General features: G+C 62.8%; 16 protein-coding genes. 8 read left to right on the top strand and 8 right to left on the bottom strand.

What is annotated here, in order from left to right:
- Positions 1–67: 67 nt before the first annotated feature.
- Positions 68–1723: a GGDEF domain-containing protein gene (locus tag ACMUVN_RS12410; RefSeq protein ID WP_097594800.1), complete on the top strand. Its 1656-nt coding sequence runs from the start codon at positions 68–70 to the stop codon at positions 1721–1723.
- Between the two features lie 76 nt (positions 1724–1799).
- On the opposite strand, the gene ACMUVN_RS12405 is transcribed toward ACMUVN_RS12410, so the two are convergent.
- From ACMUVN_RS12405 to ACMUVN_RS12375, 7 genes are read right to left on the bottom strand one after another with little or no spacing between them, the layout of a single operon-like run.
- Positions 1800–2609 (bottom strand): inositol monophosphatase family protein, encoded by an 810-nt coding sequence (locus tag ACMUVN_RS12405; RefSeq protein WP_047613101.1) that lies wholly within the window; start codon positions 2607–2609, stop codon positions 1800–1802.
- Positions 2609–3613: a LacI family DNA-binding transcriptional regulator gene (locus ACMUVN_RS12400; RefSeq protein ID WP_047613100.1), complete on the bottom strand. Its 1005-nt coding sequence runs from the start codon at positions 3611–3613 to the stop codon at positions 2609–2611. The genes ACMUVN_RS12405 and ACMUVN_RS12400 overlap by 1 nt, the downstream gene beginning before the upstream one ends.
- Positions 3597–4376 carry a glycerophosphodiester phosphodiesterase gene (locus tag ACMUVN_RS12395; RefSeq protein WP_047613099.1) on the bottom strand — a complete coding sequence of 260 codons (780 nt, stop codon included), beginning with the start codon at positions 4374–4376 and terminating at the stop codon, positions 3597–3599. The genes ACMUVN_RS12400 and ACMUVN_RS12395 overlap by 17 nt, the downstream gene beginning before the upstream one ends.
- Positions 4376–5431, bottom strand: a complete 1056-nt coding sequence (locus ACMUVN_RS12390) for an ABC transporter ATP-binding protein (RefSeq protein WP_047613098.1) — start codon at positions 5429–5431, stop codon at positions 4376–4378. The genes ACMUVN_RS12395 and ACMUVN_RS12390 overlap by 1 nt, the downstream gene beginning before the upstream one ends.
- Positions 5431–6273 (bottom strand): carbohydrate ABC transporter permease, encoded by an 843-nt coding sequence (locus ACMUVN_RS12385; RefSeq protein WP_047613097.1) that lies wholly within the window; start codon positions 6271–6273, stop codon positions 5431–5433. The genes ACMUVN_RS12390 and ACMUVN_RS12385 overlap by 1 nt, the downstream gene beginning before the upstream one ends.
- 2 nt (positions 6274–6275) lie before the next feature.
- Positions 6276–7577: a carbohydrate ABC transporter permease gene (locus ACMUVN_RS12380; protein WP_097622789.1), complete on the bottom strand. Its 1302-nt coding sequence runs from the start codon at positions 7575–7577 to the stop codon at positions 6276–6278.
- A 58-nt stretch (positions 7578–7635) separates the two neighbouring features.
- On the bottom strand, positions 7636–8982 hold the full coding sequence (locus ACMUVN_RS12375; RefSeq protein ID WP_063476091.1) for an extracellular solute-binding protein: 1347 nt from the start codon (positions 8980–8982) through the stop codon (positions 7636–7638).
- A gap of 247 nt (positions 8983–9229) precedes the next feature.
- Here ACMUVN_RS12375 and ACMUVN_RS12370 point away from each other — a divergent pair, with 247 nt between their 5' ends.
- On the top strand, positions 9230–9688 hold the full coding sequence (locus ACMUVN_RS12370) for a YbaK/EbsC family protein (protein WP_047613092.1): 459 nt from the start codon (positions 9230–9232) through the stop codon (positions 9686–9688).
- Between the two features lie 85 nt (positions 9689–9773).
- Positions 9774–10796, top strand: coding sequence for a Tim44 domain-containing protein (locus tag ACMUVN_RS12365; RefSeq protein ID WP_414815145.1), 1023 nt, complete (start codon positions 9774–9776; stop codon positions 10794–10796).
- Between the two features lie 26 nt (positions 10797–10822).
- Here ACMUVN_RS12365 and ACMUVN_RS12360 read toward each other — a convergent pair whose 3' ends face one another.
- Positions 10823–11854, bottom strand: a complete 1032-nt coding sequence (locus ACMUVN_RS12360) for a hydroxyacid dehydrogenase (RefSeq protein ID WP_097594901.1) — start codon at positions 11852–11854, stop codon at positions 10823–10825.
- Here ACMUVN_RS12360 and ACMUVN_RS12355 point away from each other — a divergent pair.
- The 5 genes from ACMUVN_RS12355 (at position 11853) to ACMUVN_RS12335 (ending at position 17049) form a co-directional block, all read left to right on the top strand.
- Positions 11853–12050, top strand: coding sequence for a hypothetical protein (locus ACMUVN_RS12355; protein WP_143541334.1), 198 nt, complete (start codon positions 11853–11855; stop codon positions 12048–12050). The two genes, ACMUVN_RS12360 and ACMUVN_RS12355, sit on opposite strands and share 2 nt — an antisense overlap.
- Before the next feature lie 98 nt (positions 12051–12148).
- A complete protein-coding gene (locus ACMUVN_RS12350) occupies positions 12149–12748 on the top strand; it encodes a HupE/UreJ family protein (protein WP_097594803.1) in 600 nt (199 codons plus the stop codon).
- Between the two features lie 287 nt (positions 12749–13035).
- Complete coding sequence (locus ACMUVN_RS12345) at positions 13036–13614, top strand: GbsR/MarR family transcriptional regulator (protein WP_047613087.1); 579 nt, start codon at positions 13036–13038, stop codon at positions 13612–13614.
- A gap of 4 nt (positions 13615–13618) precedes the next feature.
- A complete protein-coding gene (cydD, locus tag ACMUVN_RS12340) occupies positions 13619–15364 on the top strand; it encodes a thiol reductant ABC exporter subunit CydD (protein ID WP_097630951.1) in 1746 nt (581 codons plus the stop codon).
- On the top strand, positions 15361–17049 hold the full coding sequence (locus tag ACMUVN_RS12335) for an amino acid ABC transporter ATP-binding/permease protein (RefSeq protein WP_097630952.1): 1689 nt from the start codon (positions 15361–15363) through the stop codon (positions 17047–17049). The genes cydD and ACMUVN_RS12335 overlap by 4 nt, the downstream gene beginning before the upstream one ends.
- Positions 17050–17110: the final 61 nt, after the last annotated feature.

The following is a 17110-nucleotide window of genomic DNA, read 5'->3' as shown; positions in this document are numbered from 1 at the left end:
CCTGTCGCATGTTTTGCGTAATTTGCATCATTTTAAACTTCTGATGCTATCCATATCCAGCAGACAAATGTTGGTGTTCGATATGCAAGTTGTTGATACTAAAGCAATTGCGCAACAAGCAAATTCCAGCTTGCAGGAAGCGTGGCATCTTGGGTGCACAGGCCGCTCCGTCGAGGCACTCACACTGGCCGGCCAGATCCTTGCGGATGCCACGGCGCGGGGCGACGATCGGCTCGCAGCTCAATGCGACACCGACATTGGCTGGTACTGTTTTCAGATCGGCAAGGCCGAACTTGGCCTGACGCATGTCCGCCGGGCGGTAGACTTCTGGAAAACGAACGGGGAGCCCAGGCAGGAAGCCTATGCCCGGGCCTATTTCGGATGGCTGCTGCTGGAATTGGGCCTGCCGGAGGAAGCGATCGAAGAAGCCACGCACGCGTTGGATCTGGCCGACAAGACAGCAGACCCGAAAGCGCAAAGCCTGGCCACCAACGTCATTGGAATTATCTTCTGGTACAACAAGCAGCCCGACCGGGCCATCCTGATGAGCGAGAGGTCTGTCGAACTCGCCAGATCGATCGGCGACAAGACCTATGAATGCTGGTGGCTCATCAATCTCGGCGGCGCTCATTCGGAAGCCGGATATATCGCGCAGGCGCTCGATCAGCCGGAGCAAGGCCACCAGATGCTGGTGAGAGCGCTGGAACTGACCGAACAGGCGCTCGACATCGCAACCGAGACTGGCGATCGCTGGGCTGCCCGCATCTGTCTCGGCAACAAAGCCGAGTTCCACAGCCACCTGGGCGAGCATGACAAGGCGCTCCAGTGCATGGTCCGCTACCGGCTGTTGCAGGAGAACAGCTATGTCAGGGACAGGCAGCAATATCTCTACACCTTGGGCCAGATCTACAACAATTCCGGCAAATTCGCGGAAGCTCTAGCGCCGCTGCTCGCGGCGGTGGAGCTGATAGACGATGGCGGCAGTTTCGATTCCTATATCCAGATCTATCTTCATCTGTCGCAAGCCTATGAGGGGCTGGGACAGTTCGATCCGGCGCTGGCGGCCCATAAAAAATATCACCAAGCCTATTTGCGCAATAGCGCCGAGAGAACCCAGCAGCGCGCCCGCCTTGCCGAAATCTACTATGAAACCAAGCGGTTCAAGGAAGTTGCCGAAACGGAGACGAAGCGCGCAGAAACGCTGGAGGCCTCCTATCAGAAGCTGCAGGAGCAAACCGATATCCTTGCCAGTGCCGTCTATGTGGACCCGCTGACCGGCCTCTATAACCGCAAATATCTCGACAGCCGTTTCAAAGAGCTGACGTCCGAGAAGCGCCCATATTCCATCGCTATGCTGGATGTTGATCACTTCAAGTCGGTCAACGACAACTTCTCTCACATGATCGGCGACCAGGTCCTCAGTGCCATTGGCACCATATTGCGCGGCCAACTGCGCATTACCGATCAGGCAATTCGCTTTGGCGGCGAGGAATTCGTCGTCCTGCTCGCCGGCGCTCCCCGGGGCGCCGCCGATGTCTGCGAGCGGCTGCGTTTGGCCGTTGAACAGTGGGCCTGGTCCGAGATCTGCAACGGGTTGCACATTACGATCAGCATCGGTGTCGCCGGCACCCTGTCTGCCAATTCTCCGAACGAGATCCTGGCGATCGCCGATCAGAATCTCTATGCGGCGAAAAAGAGCGGCCGCAATCGCGTGGTTGCCTAACCGGCGTTTCCGCAGCTTTCGGGTCAAGGTCGCAGTTACGCCAAATCGGGCGGGTCGCCTCTTTGGGAATGGCTATTTATAGTCCTTCAATGTCGAGGATGAAGGCGAATTCGCCGGCAAGCCCCGGCGCGTGGGCTATGACAGGCCCGCCTTGCGCAAGCAGCCTGTCGACCGGCGGCATCGCCACCACAGCGCCGGCCTCTTCGGCGATCAGCGCGCCGGCGAGCATGTCCCAGGCATTGAGGTGGCGTTCGTAATAGAGATCGGCAGCGCCCTCGGCGACGCGGACGAGGTCGATCGCGGCCGCGCCCATGCGGCGATAATCCATGCCGCGTTCGTGGAGCCGCCGCGAAAGCGCGAGATGGTCTTCAAAGCTCGTCTTGCGGGAATGACCGAGAATGACCAGCGCATTGGCCGGATCAACGGTCGCAGCCGCGTGCACCGGAAGCCCGTCCTTGAAGGCGCCGCCGCCGCGCACGGCGTGAACGACCTTGTCGGCGGCGGCGTCATAGACCACGCCGATCTCAACCTTTCCCGAGACGACGAAGGCGATCGATACGCCCCAGTGCCGGAAACCCCTGATATAATTGGTGGTGCCGTCGATCGGATCGACGACCCAGGTGCCGCCCTCGCCCGATCGTCCGCCGCTCTCTTCGCCCATGAAAGTATCGTCCGGAAAGCGCGACAACAGCCCGTCGCGGATTGCCTGCTCGGCCTTTCTGTCGGCGATGGTGACGAAATCCTGCAATCCCTTGTTCTCGACGGCGAGAATGCCGGGGTCAGAGTCGCGCCGAAACCGGGCCGCTTCCCGTCCGACCTCAAGGGCAACTGACATGGCGACCTCCGCCCGAGCGCGGATGGCGGCGGCATCGAATGCGGAATTCATCAGGCAGTCCTTCTTCTGATCAATGTCACCGGCGTGAATTCGACACGCGCCGTCAGGTCCGGCTCGGCCATCCGGCTCATCAGCAGATCGACCGTCTTTTCGGCCTGGACGTCGCAGGGCTGGCGGATGGTCGTGAGATCGTAAGCGGTCCAGCTCGCTTGCGGAATGTCGTCATGGCCGATGATGCGGAGCGGCGGAGCGTCATCGCGGCCGCGGCCCTGCATGACGCGGTCGATCACGCCGCAGGCCATGTAGTCGTTGGCGCAGAACAGTCCGTCGATGCCCGATGCGGCAAGTTCGGCTGCCGCATCATAACCGCTCCGGTAGTTGTTGATCCTTACCTGCAGGAATTGCGCCTCGACGCCGAGCTGCCTGCAACGCGCGATGAAGGCCTCGCTGCGCCGTCGCGCCGTATAGGATACGGCAGGTGCGGCCATCACGGCGGGCTTTCGCACGCCGCTGTCGATCAGCTGGGTGGCGGCTAGATGGCCGGCCATCCGGTCGTCGGAAATGATGCGGTCGACGAAGGGGATGTCGTTGCCCTTGTTGATGAGCACGATCGGCACGCCTTCGGCCGCGCACTGCTCGCAGATCTCGGTCGGCGGTGCGTCCGAGGTGACGATGACGCCTGACACGGCGTAATGCAGCAGCTGACCGATGACCGTCGAAGTATCGGCCTCCGGCGAGGTCGGCAGCAGGATGGGACGAAAATTACGGGCGAGCAGCACTCTTGCGAGATTCTCGATCTGTAGCGTGCGGAACGGGTTGTCGAGGCCGGCAGCGACAACGCCGACGAGATCGGAGCGTTTGTTGGTCAGGCTTCGAGCAAGATAGTTCACCCGGTAGCCGAGTTCCTTGGCGGCCTGGTAGACTTTCTCGCGCGTCTTCGGCGAGACGCTGGCATCCGGCGTGAAGGCGCGCGACACGGCGGCGCGCGAGACGCCGGCCACACGCGCCACATCGAAGGAGGTTACCTTGCGCGGTCCCTTATCCCTGTCTGCCAACTGCTTTTTCCTTAACCGCAGGCGACCGCATCAGATCGGGCAGATCCGTGCAGATGCCGAGAACGGGAAGCTTCATGATGTCGTCGAGAATGGCCGGTCGCTCCTCGTGCCAGAGCACGATCTCGCGGCCCGCCTCGAAGGCGCGGTTCATCAGCGCCTCGGTGACCAGATCCTGCGGACGCTCGCCTGCCCTCTCCCAGCAGAGATGCAGGATATCGGCGCCGGCCTCGTCGCCGAGCGCATGCGGATCGTGGCCAACGCGGATCAGCACCGAGAGCGGAAAATCGCAAGCCGCGTCACGGAGTTCGCGCACCTGCGCCGTGTCGAAGGAGCCGAGACAGGCGAAACGCTGGTTCATCTCGGCAAGATGCCGCCAGCAGCGCATGCCGGTTCCAGGCGCTTTCAGCTCGACATAGAGACCGGTCCCGGTCTCGCGGCCGAGAGCGGCGACCTCCGAAAAGCTCGGCACGCCGACACCGTCGAGCCCGGCAAGCTCCGCTGCCGTCATTTCGGAAATGCGGCGGTCGATGCCGAAGACGCGCTCGAGATGATCGTCATGCGAGACGACGACCACGCCGTCGCTGGTCAGCTGCGTGTCGAGCTCCCACATCTCAGCGCCGAGTTCGGCGGCGCGGCGAAAGGCGGCAAGCGTGTTCTCGGGTTCATGGCCGCTGGCGCCACGATGGCCGATGCAAAATGGAAGCAGGCCCTTGGCCGCTGGCCAGCCGTAACGCTCGAAAAATCCCGAAAAATCGTGGGTCATCAGAGCCTCCTGCCATGTTCATCGAAGACGAATATGCCGCGGCTGTCGATCGCCCAGCGGACGTCGTCGCCGACATGGATATCGCTGCGTACCGGCTGGATGGAGCGCAGCAGCGGCCCGCCGGCAAGAGCCACATCGTAGAGGTTCTCGCGGCCTTGCGTTTCGGCGAAGGTGATCTTGCCGGGCACGGGGATGTCGCCCGCCGGCGTGAAATGCTCCGGCCGGACGCCGAGCATCAGCTTCGTACCCTCGGCGGCGCCGATGGTATCGGGCAGCGGCACGCGGATCTCGCTTTCCGGGATCGTGAATGCGCCCTTGTCGACGACGCCGCGCAGGAAGGTGATCGGCGGGTTGCCGAGAAAGCCGGCGACGAAGGCGGTCTTCGGATCGTTGTACATTTGGGCCGGCGTGGCGATCTGAACGATCTCGCCTTCCTTCATGATGGCGATGCGGTCGCACATGCTCATTGCCTCCACCTGGTCATGGGTGACGAGAATGGCGGTGATGCCGGTCTCGCGCTGCAGGCGGCGGATTTCCGAGCGCATTTCGAGGCGCAGCTTGGCGTCGAGATTGGCGAGCGGTTCGTCGAGCAGCAGCACGTCGGGTTTGCGGATCAGCGCGCGGGCGAGCGCCACGCGCTGCTGCTGGCCGCCGGAAAGCTGGGCCGGCCGGCGCCCCATCAGGTTGCCGATCTGCACGAGGGCTGCGATCTGGTCGACCTCCTTTCGGATTTCGGCGGCGGACACGCCCTTCACCTTCAGGGGAAAGCCGATGTTTTCGGCAACCGTCATGTGCGGGTAGAGCGCATAGGATTGGAAGACGACGCCGACATTGCGGGCTTGGCTCGGCAGATCGGTGACGTCGCGGTCACCGAAGAGGATGCGTCCGCCGGTCGGCCGGTGAATGCCGCAGACAGCAAAAAGCGTCGTCGATTTGCCGCAGCCGGAAGGCCCGAGCAGCGCCAGCATCTCGCCGTCGCCGACTTCGAGCCGCATGTTCTCGATGACCTTGGTGGAGCCGAAGCTCTTCGAAAAATTGTCGAGGAGGATGCGCATCAGCCTTTGCTCCCGCCGCCGTAGATGTTCATGAGATATTTGTTGAAGAGTGCGTAAGCGATCAGAACCGGGAGGAAGTAGAAGATGCCGACCGCTTTGAACATGTTGAAATCGTAATTGTTGTCGTCGACGAGGAAGCCGGCGAGATAGACCGACAGCACCTGCACCTGATTACCAGGCGCCAGCACCTGCGGCAGGATAAATTCACCCCAGCCGGAGAGGAAGGAGAACAAGCCGAGCGCCATGATGCCGGGCTTGACTTGCGGCAGCACAAGGCTGCGCCAGACCCGGAAACGCGAGGCGCCGTCGACGACACCGGCCATTTCGATTTCCCACGGCACGGTGTCGTAGAAGCCTTTCATCAACCAGATGCCGAGCGGCAGGTCGATCGCCGCCTTTACCAGGATGACGCCGATCAGCGAATTGTAGAGGCCGATCATCTGCAGCACGATGAAGATGGCGATGATCAGCGTCACCGAGGGGAAGGCATGCAGCACCATGACGCCGGCAAGGAAGAAGCCGCGCGCCGGGACGTTTAGCCGCGATAGCACATAGCCCGCCATCGACGAGACGATGAGCACGACGCTGGTGGTGCAGGCTGCAAAGAGCAGCGTATTCACCGTCACTTGCCAGATGTTCGCCTTGCCCGCCGTCGTCTGCCACAGGAAACGCCAGTGCTCGAGCGTCAAGCCGGAGGGCAGCAAGGCATCCGGCTGCCTTACCGTCACGGTGTCGAGGAAGAGATAGGCATACATCAGGAGCAGCGGCAGGCTGACGATTGTCAGTGCCGATATGACGGGCCAGCTGCGGTAATTTGCCGAGGGCTGCGATTGTTCGGCCATGGTCAATCCTCGATCAGGGGCTTGGCGACAAGCGTGCCGTAGTTGAAGACTCGCAGATAGAGGAGCGACAGCACCACGCCGATGACGACGAGCACCAGCGCCATGGCGGCACCCAGCCCATATTCGAGATTGCCGGCATAATTCCTGAGCGCGGTGTGATAGGCGGCCAGCGCCCAGACCTCGGTCGAGTTGCCCGGTCCGCCATTGGTGGCTAGCAGGATTTCATTGAAGGAGGCGAGCAGCGACAGCGTCTGATAGCAGGTGACGAAGAGGATCGGCCAGCGCATCTGCGGCAGAATGATGTAGCGGATCTGCTGCCAGCGTGAGGCGCCGTCGACCTCGCTCGCATAGAACTGGCTCTTCGGAATGGCTTTCATCGCCGAGGAGAAGACCAGCATGCCCATCGAGGCGCCGATAAAGCCGTTGATCAGCACAACGAAGATCCAGGCATTATAGGCGTTGTCGAGCAGGTAGTTCTTCGGGGGATAGCCGAACTTGCCCATCAGGATGGAAATGAAGCCGGTATCCCAGGCAAGCCATTTCCACAGCATCACATAGATGACGACGGGGGTGATGCGTGGCAGGAGCCAGATGCCGCGGAAGATCGAGGCTGGCGTCGGCGGCATGTAATGCGTCCAGATCGCCAGCAGCAGCGCATAGCCGACATTGAAAAGCGTCAGCACCAGCGCGACATAGAGCACGGTATTCAAGAGCACGCGCGCCATGTCGGGTGAAGTGACCAGGCGCGAGAAATTGTCGGTCGTCCAGATCCAGCCGGTATAGGTGGCCGTGGCGACGGTTTCCTTCTGTTCCGGGGTCAGCTTGAAACCCAGAGAATCCAGCGCCGAAAAGAGCTGCTCCTTGCTGTCGAAGCGAGTGTTGAGGACGGAGCGGTTGAACTGTTCGGAGATCTGCTTGACCTCGCGCGTCGAAGGCCGCTCGGCGAGATCCTTGAGCATGCGCTCGACGTCGCGGCGTGCTGGAAAGACCTCGCCCATATGTTTGGCACGCAATTCCGCCGAGATCCCAGGCGCAAGCCCGAGGCCCTCGACGGCCTTGAGGCCAGCTTCGTCGACCGTGTAACGCGGTTCGGCCATCTCGGCGGCAATGTCGGGCAGCGCCGATTTCAGCGCGATCAGGGAATTGGGCGCGATCTGGTAGACACCGCCTGATATGCCGGTCGCCGTCGTCATGCTGGTCATCGAGAAGACTGCCGTCAGGACGACCGGCATCAGGAAGAACAGGACGATCATGATCGCCGCAGGCGCAATCATCACCAGTCCGAGCGTTCTGGACGATTTCATGGAAGCCCCTCATCGCGAACCGACCGGGCGGCGGGTGCTGCCGCCCGGAGCTTCGATCTTAGCGGATGACGATCTTGTCGCCGAGCGTGCTCTTCAGCTCGCTCTCGGCATCACCAATGGCGGCGTCGACGGTCTTGGCGCCGGTCCAGGATGCCTCGAGGTTCTTCCACATGATGTTCCAATATTTGCCGAAATCGGAATTGTTCGGCATGGCATTGGCATGCGGCAGCAGGCGCTCGGTGGCTTCGCGGGTCCAGCGGTCGGCCGAGTAGAAATCGACTTGCGATTCCGCCTCGGAAATGCCGAGATGGGCCGATTTGACCGCATGCAGCGCGTTGATGCGCGGCTCGGAGGCGATCGTGATCAGCTGGGCGGCGATATCGGTGTCTTCCTTGTCGTGACCCGCTGTCAGCAGGTAAACGAGCGGGTGAGTCAGCGTGTTGGCCTTTCCGCCTTCGCCGGCCGGGATCAGCGTGAAGATCACATTGCCGAAGAAATCCTTGAGGCCTTCCTGGTTGACAAGGCGGGCATAGTGCCAGGTGCCGCCGTCCCAGATGCCGGCCTTGCCGGTGGCGACTTCCTTCCACCACTGGTCGCCCGGCATGCCGATGTGGTTCTTCTTGGTGACACCTGATTTAACGGCATCGGCGAAGAACTGGTAGGTGCGGGTCATTGCCGCCTTGTCGAAAACGAGCTTGCCGCCTTCTTCCATCGTGCCGCCGAAGCTGGTGTAGAACTGCCAGTAGTCGGGTCCGTTGCTGGCGCGCGGATAGAAACCGTAGCCGGCCTGGACCAGGCCTTTGTCCTGCATCTTCTTGGCGTCTTCGAGCAGGTTCTTCATGGTGTACTTGCCGTCCTGGACGCTCTGCGGCAACGCATCCAGATCGGCGTCGCTGTAGCCGATCGCCTTCATGTAAGGCTTCCAGAAGAACATCGGACGAGACTCGGCATCCTGCGGAATGCCGTAGACCGTGCCGTTGTAGGAGGCTATCTGCAGCAGATTTTCATAGATGCCGTTGAGCGGCCAGGAGTCGAGATCGACGTAATCCTCGATCGGAACGATAAGGCCGGCCTGCGACCAGGGCGCGATGTCTTCATGGCCGCTGACGACGATGTTCGGCGCGGTCTTGGCTTCCGCGGCAAGGGTCAGCGCCTGCTTGAAGTCCTCCCAGGCGGAGTAGGATTTCTTGTCGACGGTGATCTTCAGGTCTTCGCCCTTGAGGGCGGCCTGGCGCTGCAACTGCTGGGCCGCGATCTCGATGGCGTCGAGGCGATAGACGTCGTTCGGGCCGGTACCGCCGGCCCAGACGCTGATGGTAACGTCCTTGGCAAAGGCGAAAGCGGAGGTCGAGGCCAGAATGGTGGCCGCGATCGTGAGGGATTTCAAGCTCGGCAGAATAGTCATCTTCTTCGTCTCCCTAGAAGAGCAGTGTGAAGCCTCTTGACGGGTCAGCACTGCTGATGATGGCCGCTCCGAAACCCCACGAAAACGTGACAATGTCCGCTTTATGGACTGAACGTAACGGCCGAATGACAAAATTGAGCACGTGTGCAAATTTATTATGCCGATGTCCGGAAGACTTGCAAGCGGCGGTTTTCGACGGGCGTCTTTTACGCTTCAAATTGCGCTTTTCCTGCGTTAACGTCCCGCCATGAGCCTCGAATCCGTCCGCGCCTTTCTCAGCGTCCACGCACCCGATATCGAAATCATCGAAACCGCCGAGAGCTCCTCGACGGTGGCGCTTGCCGCCGAAGCCCACGGCGTCGAGCCGGCCCAGATCGCCAAGACGATCTGCCTGCGCGTCGGCGAGCAGATGATGCTGGTCGTTGCCGGCGGCACGGCAAGGCTCGACAATCGCAAGTTCAAGGACACCTTCGGAGCCAAGGGGCGCATGCTCGACGCCGAAGAGGTGGTGGCGGTCACCAGCCATCCGGTCGGCGGCGTCTGCCCTTTCGGCCTGCCCTCGCCGCTGCCCATCTATTGCGATATCTCGCTGAAACGTTTCGATGAAGTCGTGCCGGCGGCCGGCTCGACGAATTCGGCCGTGCGCATCGAAACCGGACGGCTGGCCGAGCTGACCGGCGCCAGCTGGGTCGATGTCTGCCAGTAAAACTGGCCGAAGAACTTCACACCGGGGAAAGACTACCTATATTACCTCTCGACATGCCGTCATTGTGCATGACAGGAGATCAGGAATGCCGAGTGCCGTTTCGCGTTTTGCCAAGATCGCGGCAATTGCCGCACTGACGAGCGCTACCGTTTTTGCTTCCCTCGACGATGCCGAGGCGCGCCGCGCCGGTAGCGGCGGTTTCGGAAGTCGCGGCACGCGCACCTTCCAGGCTCCGCCCGTCACCAGCACCGCGCCCGGGACTGCGGCACCGATCGAAAGATCGATGACGCCGCGTCCACCGACCACGGCACCGGCGACCGCGCAGCAACCCTTCGGTACCCAGCGCCCCGGTCTCTTCGGCGGCTTCGGCCGTTCGATGATCGGCGGCCTGATTGCCGGCGGCCTTCTCGGCATGCTGCTCGGTCACGGTTTCGGCGGCGGCTTCGGCTTTCTCGGCATGCTGCTGCAGATCGCGCTGATCGGCGGCGCCGTCATGCTCGCCATGCGTTATTTCGCCAATCGCCGCCAGCCTTCCTACGGCGTCGGCGGCCAGAGCCGATCCTCGCCACAGTCCTATGGCCAGCAATCCTATAGCATGTCGCCTGCCGGCAATTCGTCCTTCCACATCCCGGCGATCGGTTCGGGGGCCGGTTCAGCTTCGTCTTCGCGCGGCAACCGCCCGAGCGACGAGATCGGGCTGGCGCAGGCCGATCTCGATCAGTTCGAGGAACTGTTGACCAGCGTTCAGTCCGCCTACGGCGCTGAAGATTACGGCACGTTGCGGCGCCTGACGACGCCCGAGGCCATGTCCTATCTTGCCGAGGAACTCGGCGAAAACGCCACCAACGGCGTGCGCAACCGCGTTTCCGACGTCAAGCTGCTGCAGGGAGACATTGCCGAAGCCTGGCGCGAGGACGGGCAGGAATTTGCCACGCTCGCCATGCGCTACTCCTCGATCGACGCCATGGTCGAACGCGACAGCGGCCGTGTCGTTTCCGGCGACGACCGCCGCCCGAGCGAAAGCGTCGAGATCTGGACCTTCGTGCGCAAGCCGGGCGCCGACTGGAAGCTCGCCGCGATCCAGGGCACGGAGCAACGCGCCGCGTGATGCGGCGCGCAAAGCCGATACTCTCTTTAATTCACTGCGACCGGTTTGGAACGCATGCGGGAAACCGTCTCGCGTTCCGCCCGCTTGCAGCGCATCGGCGGCAGGCCGCGATCCATCAGGTCCATGTCTTCGAGCACCATCTCGCCCATCTTCTTGAAGGCGCTGTCGAGTGCGCCGGCGCGATGCGCCGAGCGGATGAAGCCCTTCAGGCTCCGCACCGGATGATCGGCCGGCAACGGCTCTTCAGGGTAGACGTCGCTCGCCGCGACGATATGGCCTGACGAGACGGCCGCCATCAGCGCATCGAAATCGACGACATCGGCGCGGCTGAGCAGGATGAAGGCGGCGCCCTTGCGCATGCTGGCGAAGGCCTCCGCGCCGAGAAATCCCCTGTTCTCGCTGGTGACGGCGGCGGCGACGAAGATGAAATCGCTCTTCGTCAGAACGTCCTCCAGGCTTGCCGGCTCGACGCCGTTTTCCTCGAGGATCGATTGCGGCAGCCAGGGATCGAACACCCGGATGCAGGCCCTGAAGCCGGACAGCACTCGTCGCAGCGCCTTGCCGAGATCGCCGAAGCCGACGATGCCGATCTCGGAGCCGGCGAGCAGCCGCGCGCTTGCATTGCCCTCCCCTCCCCAGAGTTCGTTGCCCTGGCGGAAGGCGACATCCGCATCGACGATGCCGCGCGCCAAGGCCAGCGCGAAACCGAGACCGATTTCGGCGACCGGCTCGGCAAAGACCTGGCCTGTGGTCACGACATGGATGCCGCGCTGGAACAGCACCTCATAGGGCATGTTGTTGAGAAGATTGCTTTCGACATTGAGGATCGAGCGCAGGGCCGGCATCCGTCCCAGCGTTTCCGCCGAAAGCGGCGGCTGGCCGATGATGTAGCGCGCCTTGCCGAGGATCTCGTCGCCGAGGGCCGCGATATTCTCGGGGTCGGCCTCGATGATCTCGTATTTTGCATGCAGTTCGGCGCGCGCCTTGTTACTGAAGATCAGGTCGAGCGTGCGCGGCTCGGGGGCGCTGATCGCCAGCGGCCGTTCAGTGTTCGTCATGGGCATCTCCTCCACCGCGGCGGCTTGCGCCATCTCCGCCGGACGATTGATAGCCGCTGTGCGCGATCGTTTCCAGTTCGCGGAAAAGAACTTTGAAAAACGAGGACGCTCGGCGCCGAGAGGCGCTATCGAAAGCGGCATCTGCCTATCAGATAAGCAATTGAATCGGCTTGGTATTTCGCGGCATTTTCGTTGACGGCGAGAATTCTTTGAACTAGCGTGATGCACGCGACTTGGAACCACGCCTGTGTTCGGCGGCCGCAGGATATTCGAAAACTCACGAGGGAATGAGCAATGAAATCAGCACTCAAGAGCGGTCTGCTTGCCTTGGCTGCCGCAGCGCTTCCAGCCGTCGCCTATGCCCATCCCGCCATCGGCGAAGCCGCCGGCTTCAGCCATGGCTTTGCCCATCCGATCTCTGGCCTCGATCATGTCCTCGCCATGGTGATGGTCGGTGTTTTCGCATTTCAGCTGGGCGGCCGCGCCACCTGGCTCGTGCCGACGACCTTCGTCTTGGTGATGGCACTTGGTGGTGTCCTCGGCGCTACCGGCGTCAATATTCCCTTCGTTGAAACCGGCATCGCGCTTTCCGTCGTCGTCCTCGGCGCCATCGTCGCGCTCAATGTCAAGGCGCCGCTCGCCGCAATACTCGGTATCATCGGCCTCTTCGCCATCTTCCACGGTCATGCACATGGTGCCGAAATGCCGGAAAATGCCGCCGGTGCTGCCTATGCTGCCGGCTTCATGATCGCGACCGCACTGCTGCATGCCGCCGGCCTCACGCTTGGTTACCTCATCGGCCGCGCCGGTGAACGTCAGGGGCTTTTTGTGACGCGTACGGCAGGCGGCATTGCCGCCATATCGGGCGTCGGTATCCTGGCCGGCTTGATCTGAGCCTGGCATTTCTGAACAAATACGAGGCGGCGTCCTAGACATCTCAATCCGACAGAACGCCCGGCATGCCTAGCGCATCGCCGGGCGTTTCTGCGTCATCGCTGCAAAGGGCTCCGGATTTGACCCAAGTCAAATTCACCGGCGTTGCGCCCGGCTATAGATAGCCAACGATCAACGACGGGACACCCAAATTGACGCAGGCCTGCCTTGCCCATTGCCGGCGAGACGCGAAAGTCAGTATATTAATTTCAGAAATTTCTGAAATCACAGACGCAACGGAAACGACTATGAACCTTCCGCCTCTCGTCCAGTCCTTTGTTCTCCATTTCGGCGAAATGGGATCCCGCTGGGGAATCAACCGCACGGTCGGCCAGATCTACGCCCTGCTCTTCGTTTCTCCGGCGCCGCTCTGCGCCGAGGAGATTGCCGAGTCGCTCGGCATCTCGCGCTCCAATGTGTCGATGAGCCTGCGCGAACTGCAAGCCTGGAACCTCGTTCTTCTCAAACACAGGCCGGATGATCGCCGCGATTTCTTCACGACGCCAGATGATGTCTGGCACATATTGAGGACGCTTGCCGAGGAGAGAAAGAAGCGGGAAGTCGATCCGACGCTGTCTGTTCTGCGCGAAATCCTGATGCAGCGGCCGGCGAGCGACGCCGAGCGCCATGCGCAGCAGCGGATGAGCGAGATGCACACGCTGATCGAGCAGCTGACGCATTGGTATGACGACGTAAAACAACTTGAAACGGAAAGGCTCGCAACGCTACTCTCGCTGGGTGCGAAAGTGACCAAGCTTCTGGAGGCCAAGGACCGGGTCGTTTCGCTCGGCCGCAGCCGCCGGCCAAATCCTGCGAACAAGAGTTAGCGCCATGGGCACTGCTTTCTTCGACGCGAAGGACAGACAAGAGGCCGAGCCAATGCCGGAGGGCGATCCTGTCTCGCCTGTCACAGGTCCCAACGGTGCGAAAGGCGGGCTGCGCAGAGCGGCAATGCTGCAGGCGCTGGGCGCCGCCATCTGGATCCCGCAGGCCGGGTTGCTGGCCGTCTCGGTCGGCCGCATCGCCGATGGCGGCGGATGGCATGACGTTCTATGGCCGGCCCTCGGCATCCTTGTCCTCGGGTTTGCAAGAAGCTGTCTCGACGCGGCCGGCGGCCGCCTGGCCTTTCATGCCGCGCGCGGCGAGCTCAGCCGCAGGCGGAAGATTGCCGCCGCGGCACTTTCCATGTCGTCGCCGATCGATCGCAGCCGGCCGGCCTCCGGCAAAGCCGCAAGTGTGCTTGGCGAACAGGCCGAACTTATCGTGCCTTACCTCGCCCGTTTTCAGCCGGCGCGCATGAAGGCGAGCCTCGTGCCGCTCATCATCCTTGCCTTCATCCTTCCGGTCTCCTGGATCGCCGCGCTGGTTTTGCTGTTCGCCGCGCCGCTGATCCCGATCTTCATGGCGTTGATCGGCTGGCGTGCCCAGGCGGCCAGCGAAAGACAGCTGGTTGCGACCGGCGGCCTCAACGGCTTCCTGCTCGATCGGCTGCGTGGACTGGCGACGATCCGCGCGCTCGACGCGGTGGATGCAACCGCCCTGCGGCTGCGTTCGGAAGCGGAATCGCTGCGAGTGCGCACCATGGCGGTTCTGAAGATCGCCTTTCTGTCCTCGGCCGTGCTTGAGCTTTTCGCAGCCCTCGGCGTGGCCATGATAGCCGTCTACGTCGGCTTCAGCCTGCTCGGCGAAATCCGCTTCGGCACTTGGTCAGGCCGGCTCGACCTGACGGAGGGATTGTTCATCCTGCTGCTGGCGCCGGCCTTCTTCGAACCGTTGCGTGAACTTTCGGCCGTCTGGCACGATCGGGCGGCGGGCGAAGCGGCGCTGAAAGCCATGGACGCCATCGCTGCCGACGGCCTGTCCATCCGAGGAGCAGTCGAAGTCGCGCCGGCGGTACCTGCCGTCGCCAAAGCGCCTGATATCCACCTTGAAAATCTCGCCTTTCGCTACGCCGCCGACGAACCGTTGGTGCTCGACGATTTCAACCTCGATATCGTAGCCGGCGAACATCTGGCGCTTCTCGGCGCCAGCGGTTCCGGTAAATCGACGCTTCTTTCGTTGATTTCAGGACTGGCGCCCTGCACCGGTGGCCGGATCGTCATCGGTGGCATCGAGCTTGCGGACGATACCGCCGCCGTCCTGCGCGGCAGCATGGCGTGGATCGGCCAGAGACCGCATATTTTTGCCGGTACCATCGCTAGCAATATCGCGCTCGGCAGGCCCGGCATGCTGCGCGGCGATCTGACGGATGCGCTCGATGCCGCGAGACTGCGAAATGTCGCCGAGGCCTATGGCAGCCGGCCGCTCGGCGAGGGCGGAATCGGACTTTCCGGCGGCGAGGCGCTGCGGCTGGCGATCGCGCGGGCCGCCTGCAATCCGCATCTTAGGATCATCCTTGCCGACGAGCCGACTGCGCATCTCGACGCCGCCACCGCCGCCGAGGTGACCGAGAGCCTGCTTTCGCTCGCCAGGGACCGTATCTTGATCGTTGCGACCCACGATCCGCTGCTTGCCGCCCGCATGCATCGCATCATGCGCATCGACACTGACCTCGTCATGAGGGAGGCCGCCGAATGAGCACATTTGCTACAAACCTCAAGCCGATCCTGCGACTCTTCTTTGCCGAACGCCGGCGTGCGCTGCTGCTCGGCGCAGCACTTTCGGCGGCGACGGTGGCGGCCGGCATCGCCCTGCTCGGCCTGTCCGGCTGGTTCATCACCGCCACCTCGCTCGCCGGTCTCTCCGCCGCCGCCATCACCTTCGACGTCTTTGCGCCGTCGGCCGGCATCCGCCTGCTCGCCATCGTCCGGACGGCCGCGCGCTACGGCGAGAGGCTTGCGACCCATGATGCAACGCTCGGCGTGCTCGCCGCCCTGCGCGAAAGGCTGTTTCGCGGCTTTGCCGAACCGGGTGCGGCTCGCACCCTGCTCTATCGTCCCGCAAGACTACTCTTCCGGCTGACGGCCGATATCGATGCACTCGATTCCCTCTATTTGCGCATTCTCGTGCCGGCTGCGGTGGCGATCGGCGCAGCGCTGGCGGCAAGCCTCGCACTGGGGCTGATGCATCCCGTGTTCGGTCTGTGTTTCGGCCTTTTTCTCGCCGGCGCCGGGCTCGGCCTGCCTCTGATCGCCGGCCGGGGGGCGCGCAAACATGCCCGCAGGCGCGCCCATGGTATCGAGGGGTTGCGGTCGCGGACGATCGATCTCGTCGCCGGCCAGACCGATCTCCTGATGGCTGGTCGGCTTGCCGCGCAGAGACATGCGATCATGGCAGCCGACAGCTATGCCGCCCACGCCGACGACCGGCTGAACCGTGTCGAAACCGGCGTGACATTCGGCTTCGGCCTCGTTTCGACGCTGCTGTTGACGGCATCGCTGCTTGCCGTCGCAGCGCTTGCGGAAGCCAAGGTGATTACCGCTCCCGTCGCCGCGCTCGGCCTGCTCGTCGCCTTTGCCGCGGTCGAACCCTTTGCAGCACTACGCCGCGGCGCCCTGGAACTCGGCAGAACGCTGCTCGCGGCAGCGCGGATCGCGCCGCGGTTTGCCGCCGCGACAGAACCCGAACCATTGGCAGCGCCTTTGCCGGGATATGCTTTCTCACTGGCTGATGTGTCAGCCTTCCATGAAAACTCCGCCGCGCCGGCGCTTGAGGGTATCGAACTCACGCTTCAACAGGGCGAACGTCTCGCCGTCATCGGCAGCAGCGGCGCCGGCAAGTCGAGCCTGCTTGCTCTCCTTTCCGGCGAGTTGCCGGCCCGGACGGGAAGTGTTGCCGTGACAACGGCGACCCTGCTGACGCAACGGACGGAACTCTTCGAGGACAGCCTGCGCGGCAACCTCTGTCTTGCGAACCCGGATGCCAGCGAGGGCCGTCTTCTTGAGGTGCTCGGCGCCGCCGGCCTGCTTGCCGATATCGAGGCCATGCCGCGGGGGATCGATACGCCGCTCGGCGAAGGCGGGATCGGTCTTTCCGGCGGCCAGTCGCGCCGGCTGGCGCTTGCCCGGCTCTTCCTGCGCGACACGCCGCTCTGGCTGCTCGATGAACCGACAGAGAGTCTCGACGGCGCCACCGCCCGTGACGTGATCGGCCGGCTGTCGAGCATGGCGGCAGGCCGGTCGCTGGTGATCGCCACGCATATCCGTCGCGAGGCGGCAATCGCCGACCGCATCGCCGTCATCGAAGGCGGCCGCATCTCAGAGATTTCGCGCCGCGGAGAGGCGGCGTTCGAAAAGGCGCTTAACCGGCTTCGGCCGGATTGAGCAAACATGCCCTCACGCGCCGGCCGGCGCGGAGGAACGCTTTGTATCCCGTGGGACCGTG

Origin of the sequence: Rhizobium sp. IY2 (assembly GCF_047532935.1) — a bacterium.
Classification (GTDB): Bacteria; Pseudomonadota; Alphaproteobacteria; order Rhizobiales; family Rhizobiaceae; genus Rhizobium; species Rhizobium anhuiense.
Note: the sequence above shows the minus strand (reverse complement) of the source record. Positions and strands in the feature narration are given on the sequence as shown.

Coding starts and splice junctions, on each gene's coding strand:
- ACMUVN_RS12410 (WP_097594800.1), top strand. CDS start 68: ATGTTGGTGTTCGATATGCAAGTTGTTGATACTAAAGCAATTGCGCAA.
- ACMUVN_RS12405 (WP_047613101.1), bottom strand. CDS start 2,609: ATGAATTCCGCATTCGATGCCGCCGCCATCCGCGCTCGGGCGGAGGTC.
- ACMUVN_RS12395 (WP_047613099.1), bottom strand. CDS start 4,376: ATGACCCACGATTTTTCGGGATTTTTCGAGCGTTACGGCTGGCCAGCG.
- ACMUVN_RS12390 (WP_047613098.1), bottom strand. CDS start 5,431: ATGCGCATCCTCCTCGACAATTTTTCGAAGAGCTTCGGCTCCACCAAG.
- ACMUVN_RS12385 (WP_047613097.1), bottom strand. CDS start 6,273: ATGGCCGAACAATCGCAGCCCTCGGCAAATTACCGCAGCTGGCCCGTC.
- ACMUVN_RS12380 (WP_097622789.1), bottom strand. CDS start 7,577: ATGAAATCGTCCAGAACGCTCGGACTGGTGATGATTGCGCCTGCGGCG.
- ACMUVN_RS12375 (WP_063476091.1), bottom strand. CDS start 8,982: ATGACTATTCTGCCGAGCTTGAAATCCCTCACGATCGCGGCCACCATT.
- ACMUVN_RS12370 (WP_047613092.1), top strand. CDS start 9,230: ATGAGCCTCGAATCCGTCCGCGCCTTTCTCAGCGTCCACGCACCCGAT.
- ACMUVN_RS12365 (WP_414815145.1), top strand. CDS start 9,774: ATGCCGAGTGCCGTTTCGCGTTTTGCCAAGATCGCGGCAATTGCCGCA.
- ACMUVN_RS12355 (WP_143541334.1), top strand. CDS start 11,853: ATGGGCATCTCCTCCACCGCGGCGGCTTGCGCCATCTCCGCCGGACGA.
- ACMUVN_RS12360 (WP_097594901.1), bottom strand. CDS start 11,854: ATGACGAACACTGAACGGCCGCTGGCGATCAGCGCCCCCGAGCCGCGC.
- ACMUVN_RS12350 (WP_097594803.1), top strand. CDS start 12,149: ATGAAATCAGCACTCAAGAGCGGTCTGCTTGCCTTGGCTGCCGCAGCG.
- ACMUVN_RS12345 (WP_047613087.1), top strand. CDS start 13,036: ATGAACCTTCCGCCTCTCGTCCAGTCCTTTGTTCTCCATTTCGGCGAA.
- cydD (WP_097630951.1), top strand. CDS start 13,619: ATGGGCACTGCTTTCTTCGACGCGAAGGACAGACAAGAGGCCGAGCCA.
- ACMUVN_RS12335 (WP_097630952.1), top strand. CDS start 15,361: ATGAGCACATTTGCTACAAACCTCAAGCCGATCCTGCGACTCTTCTTT.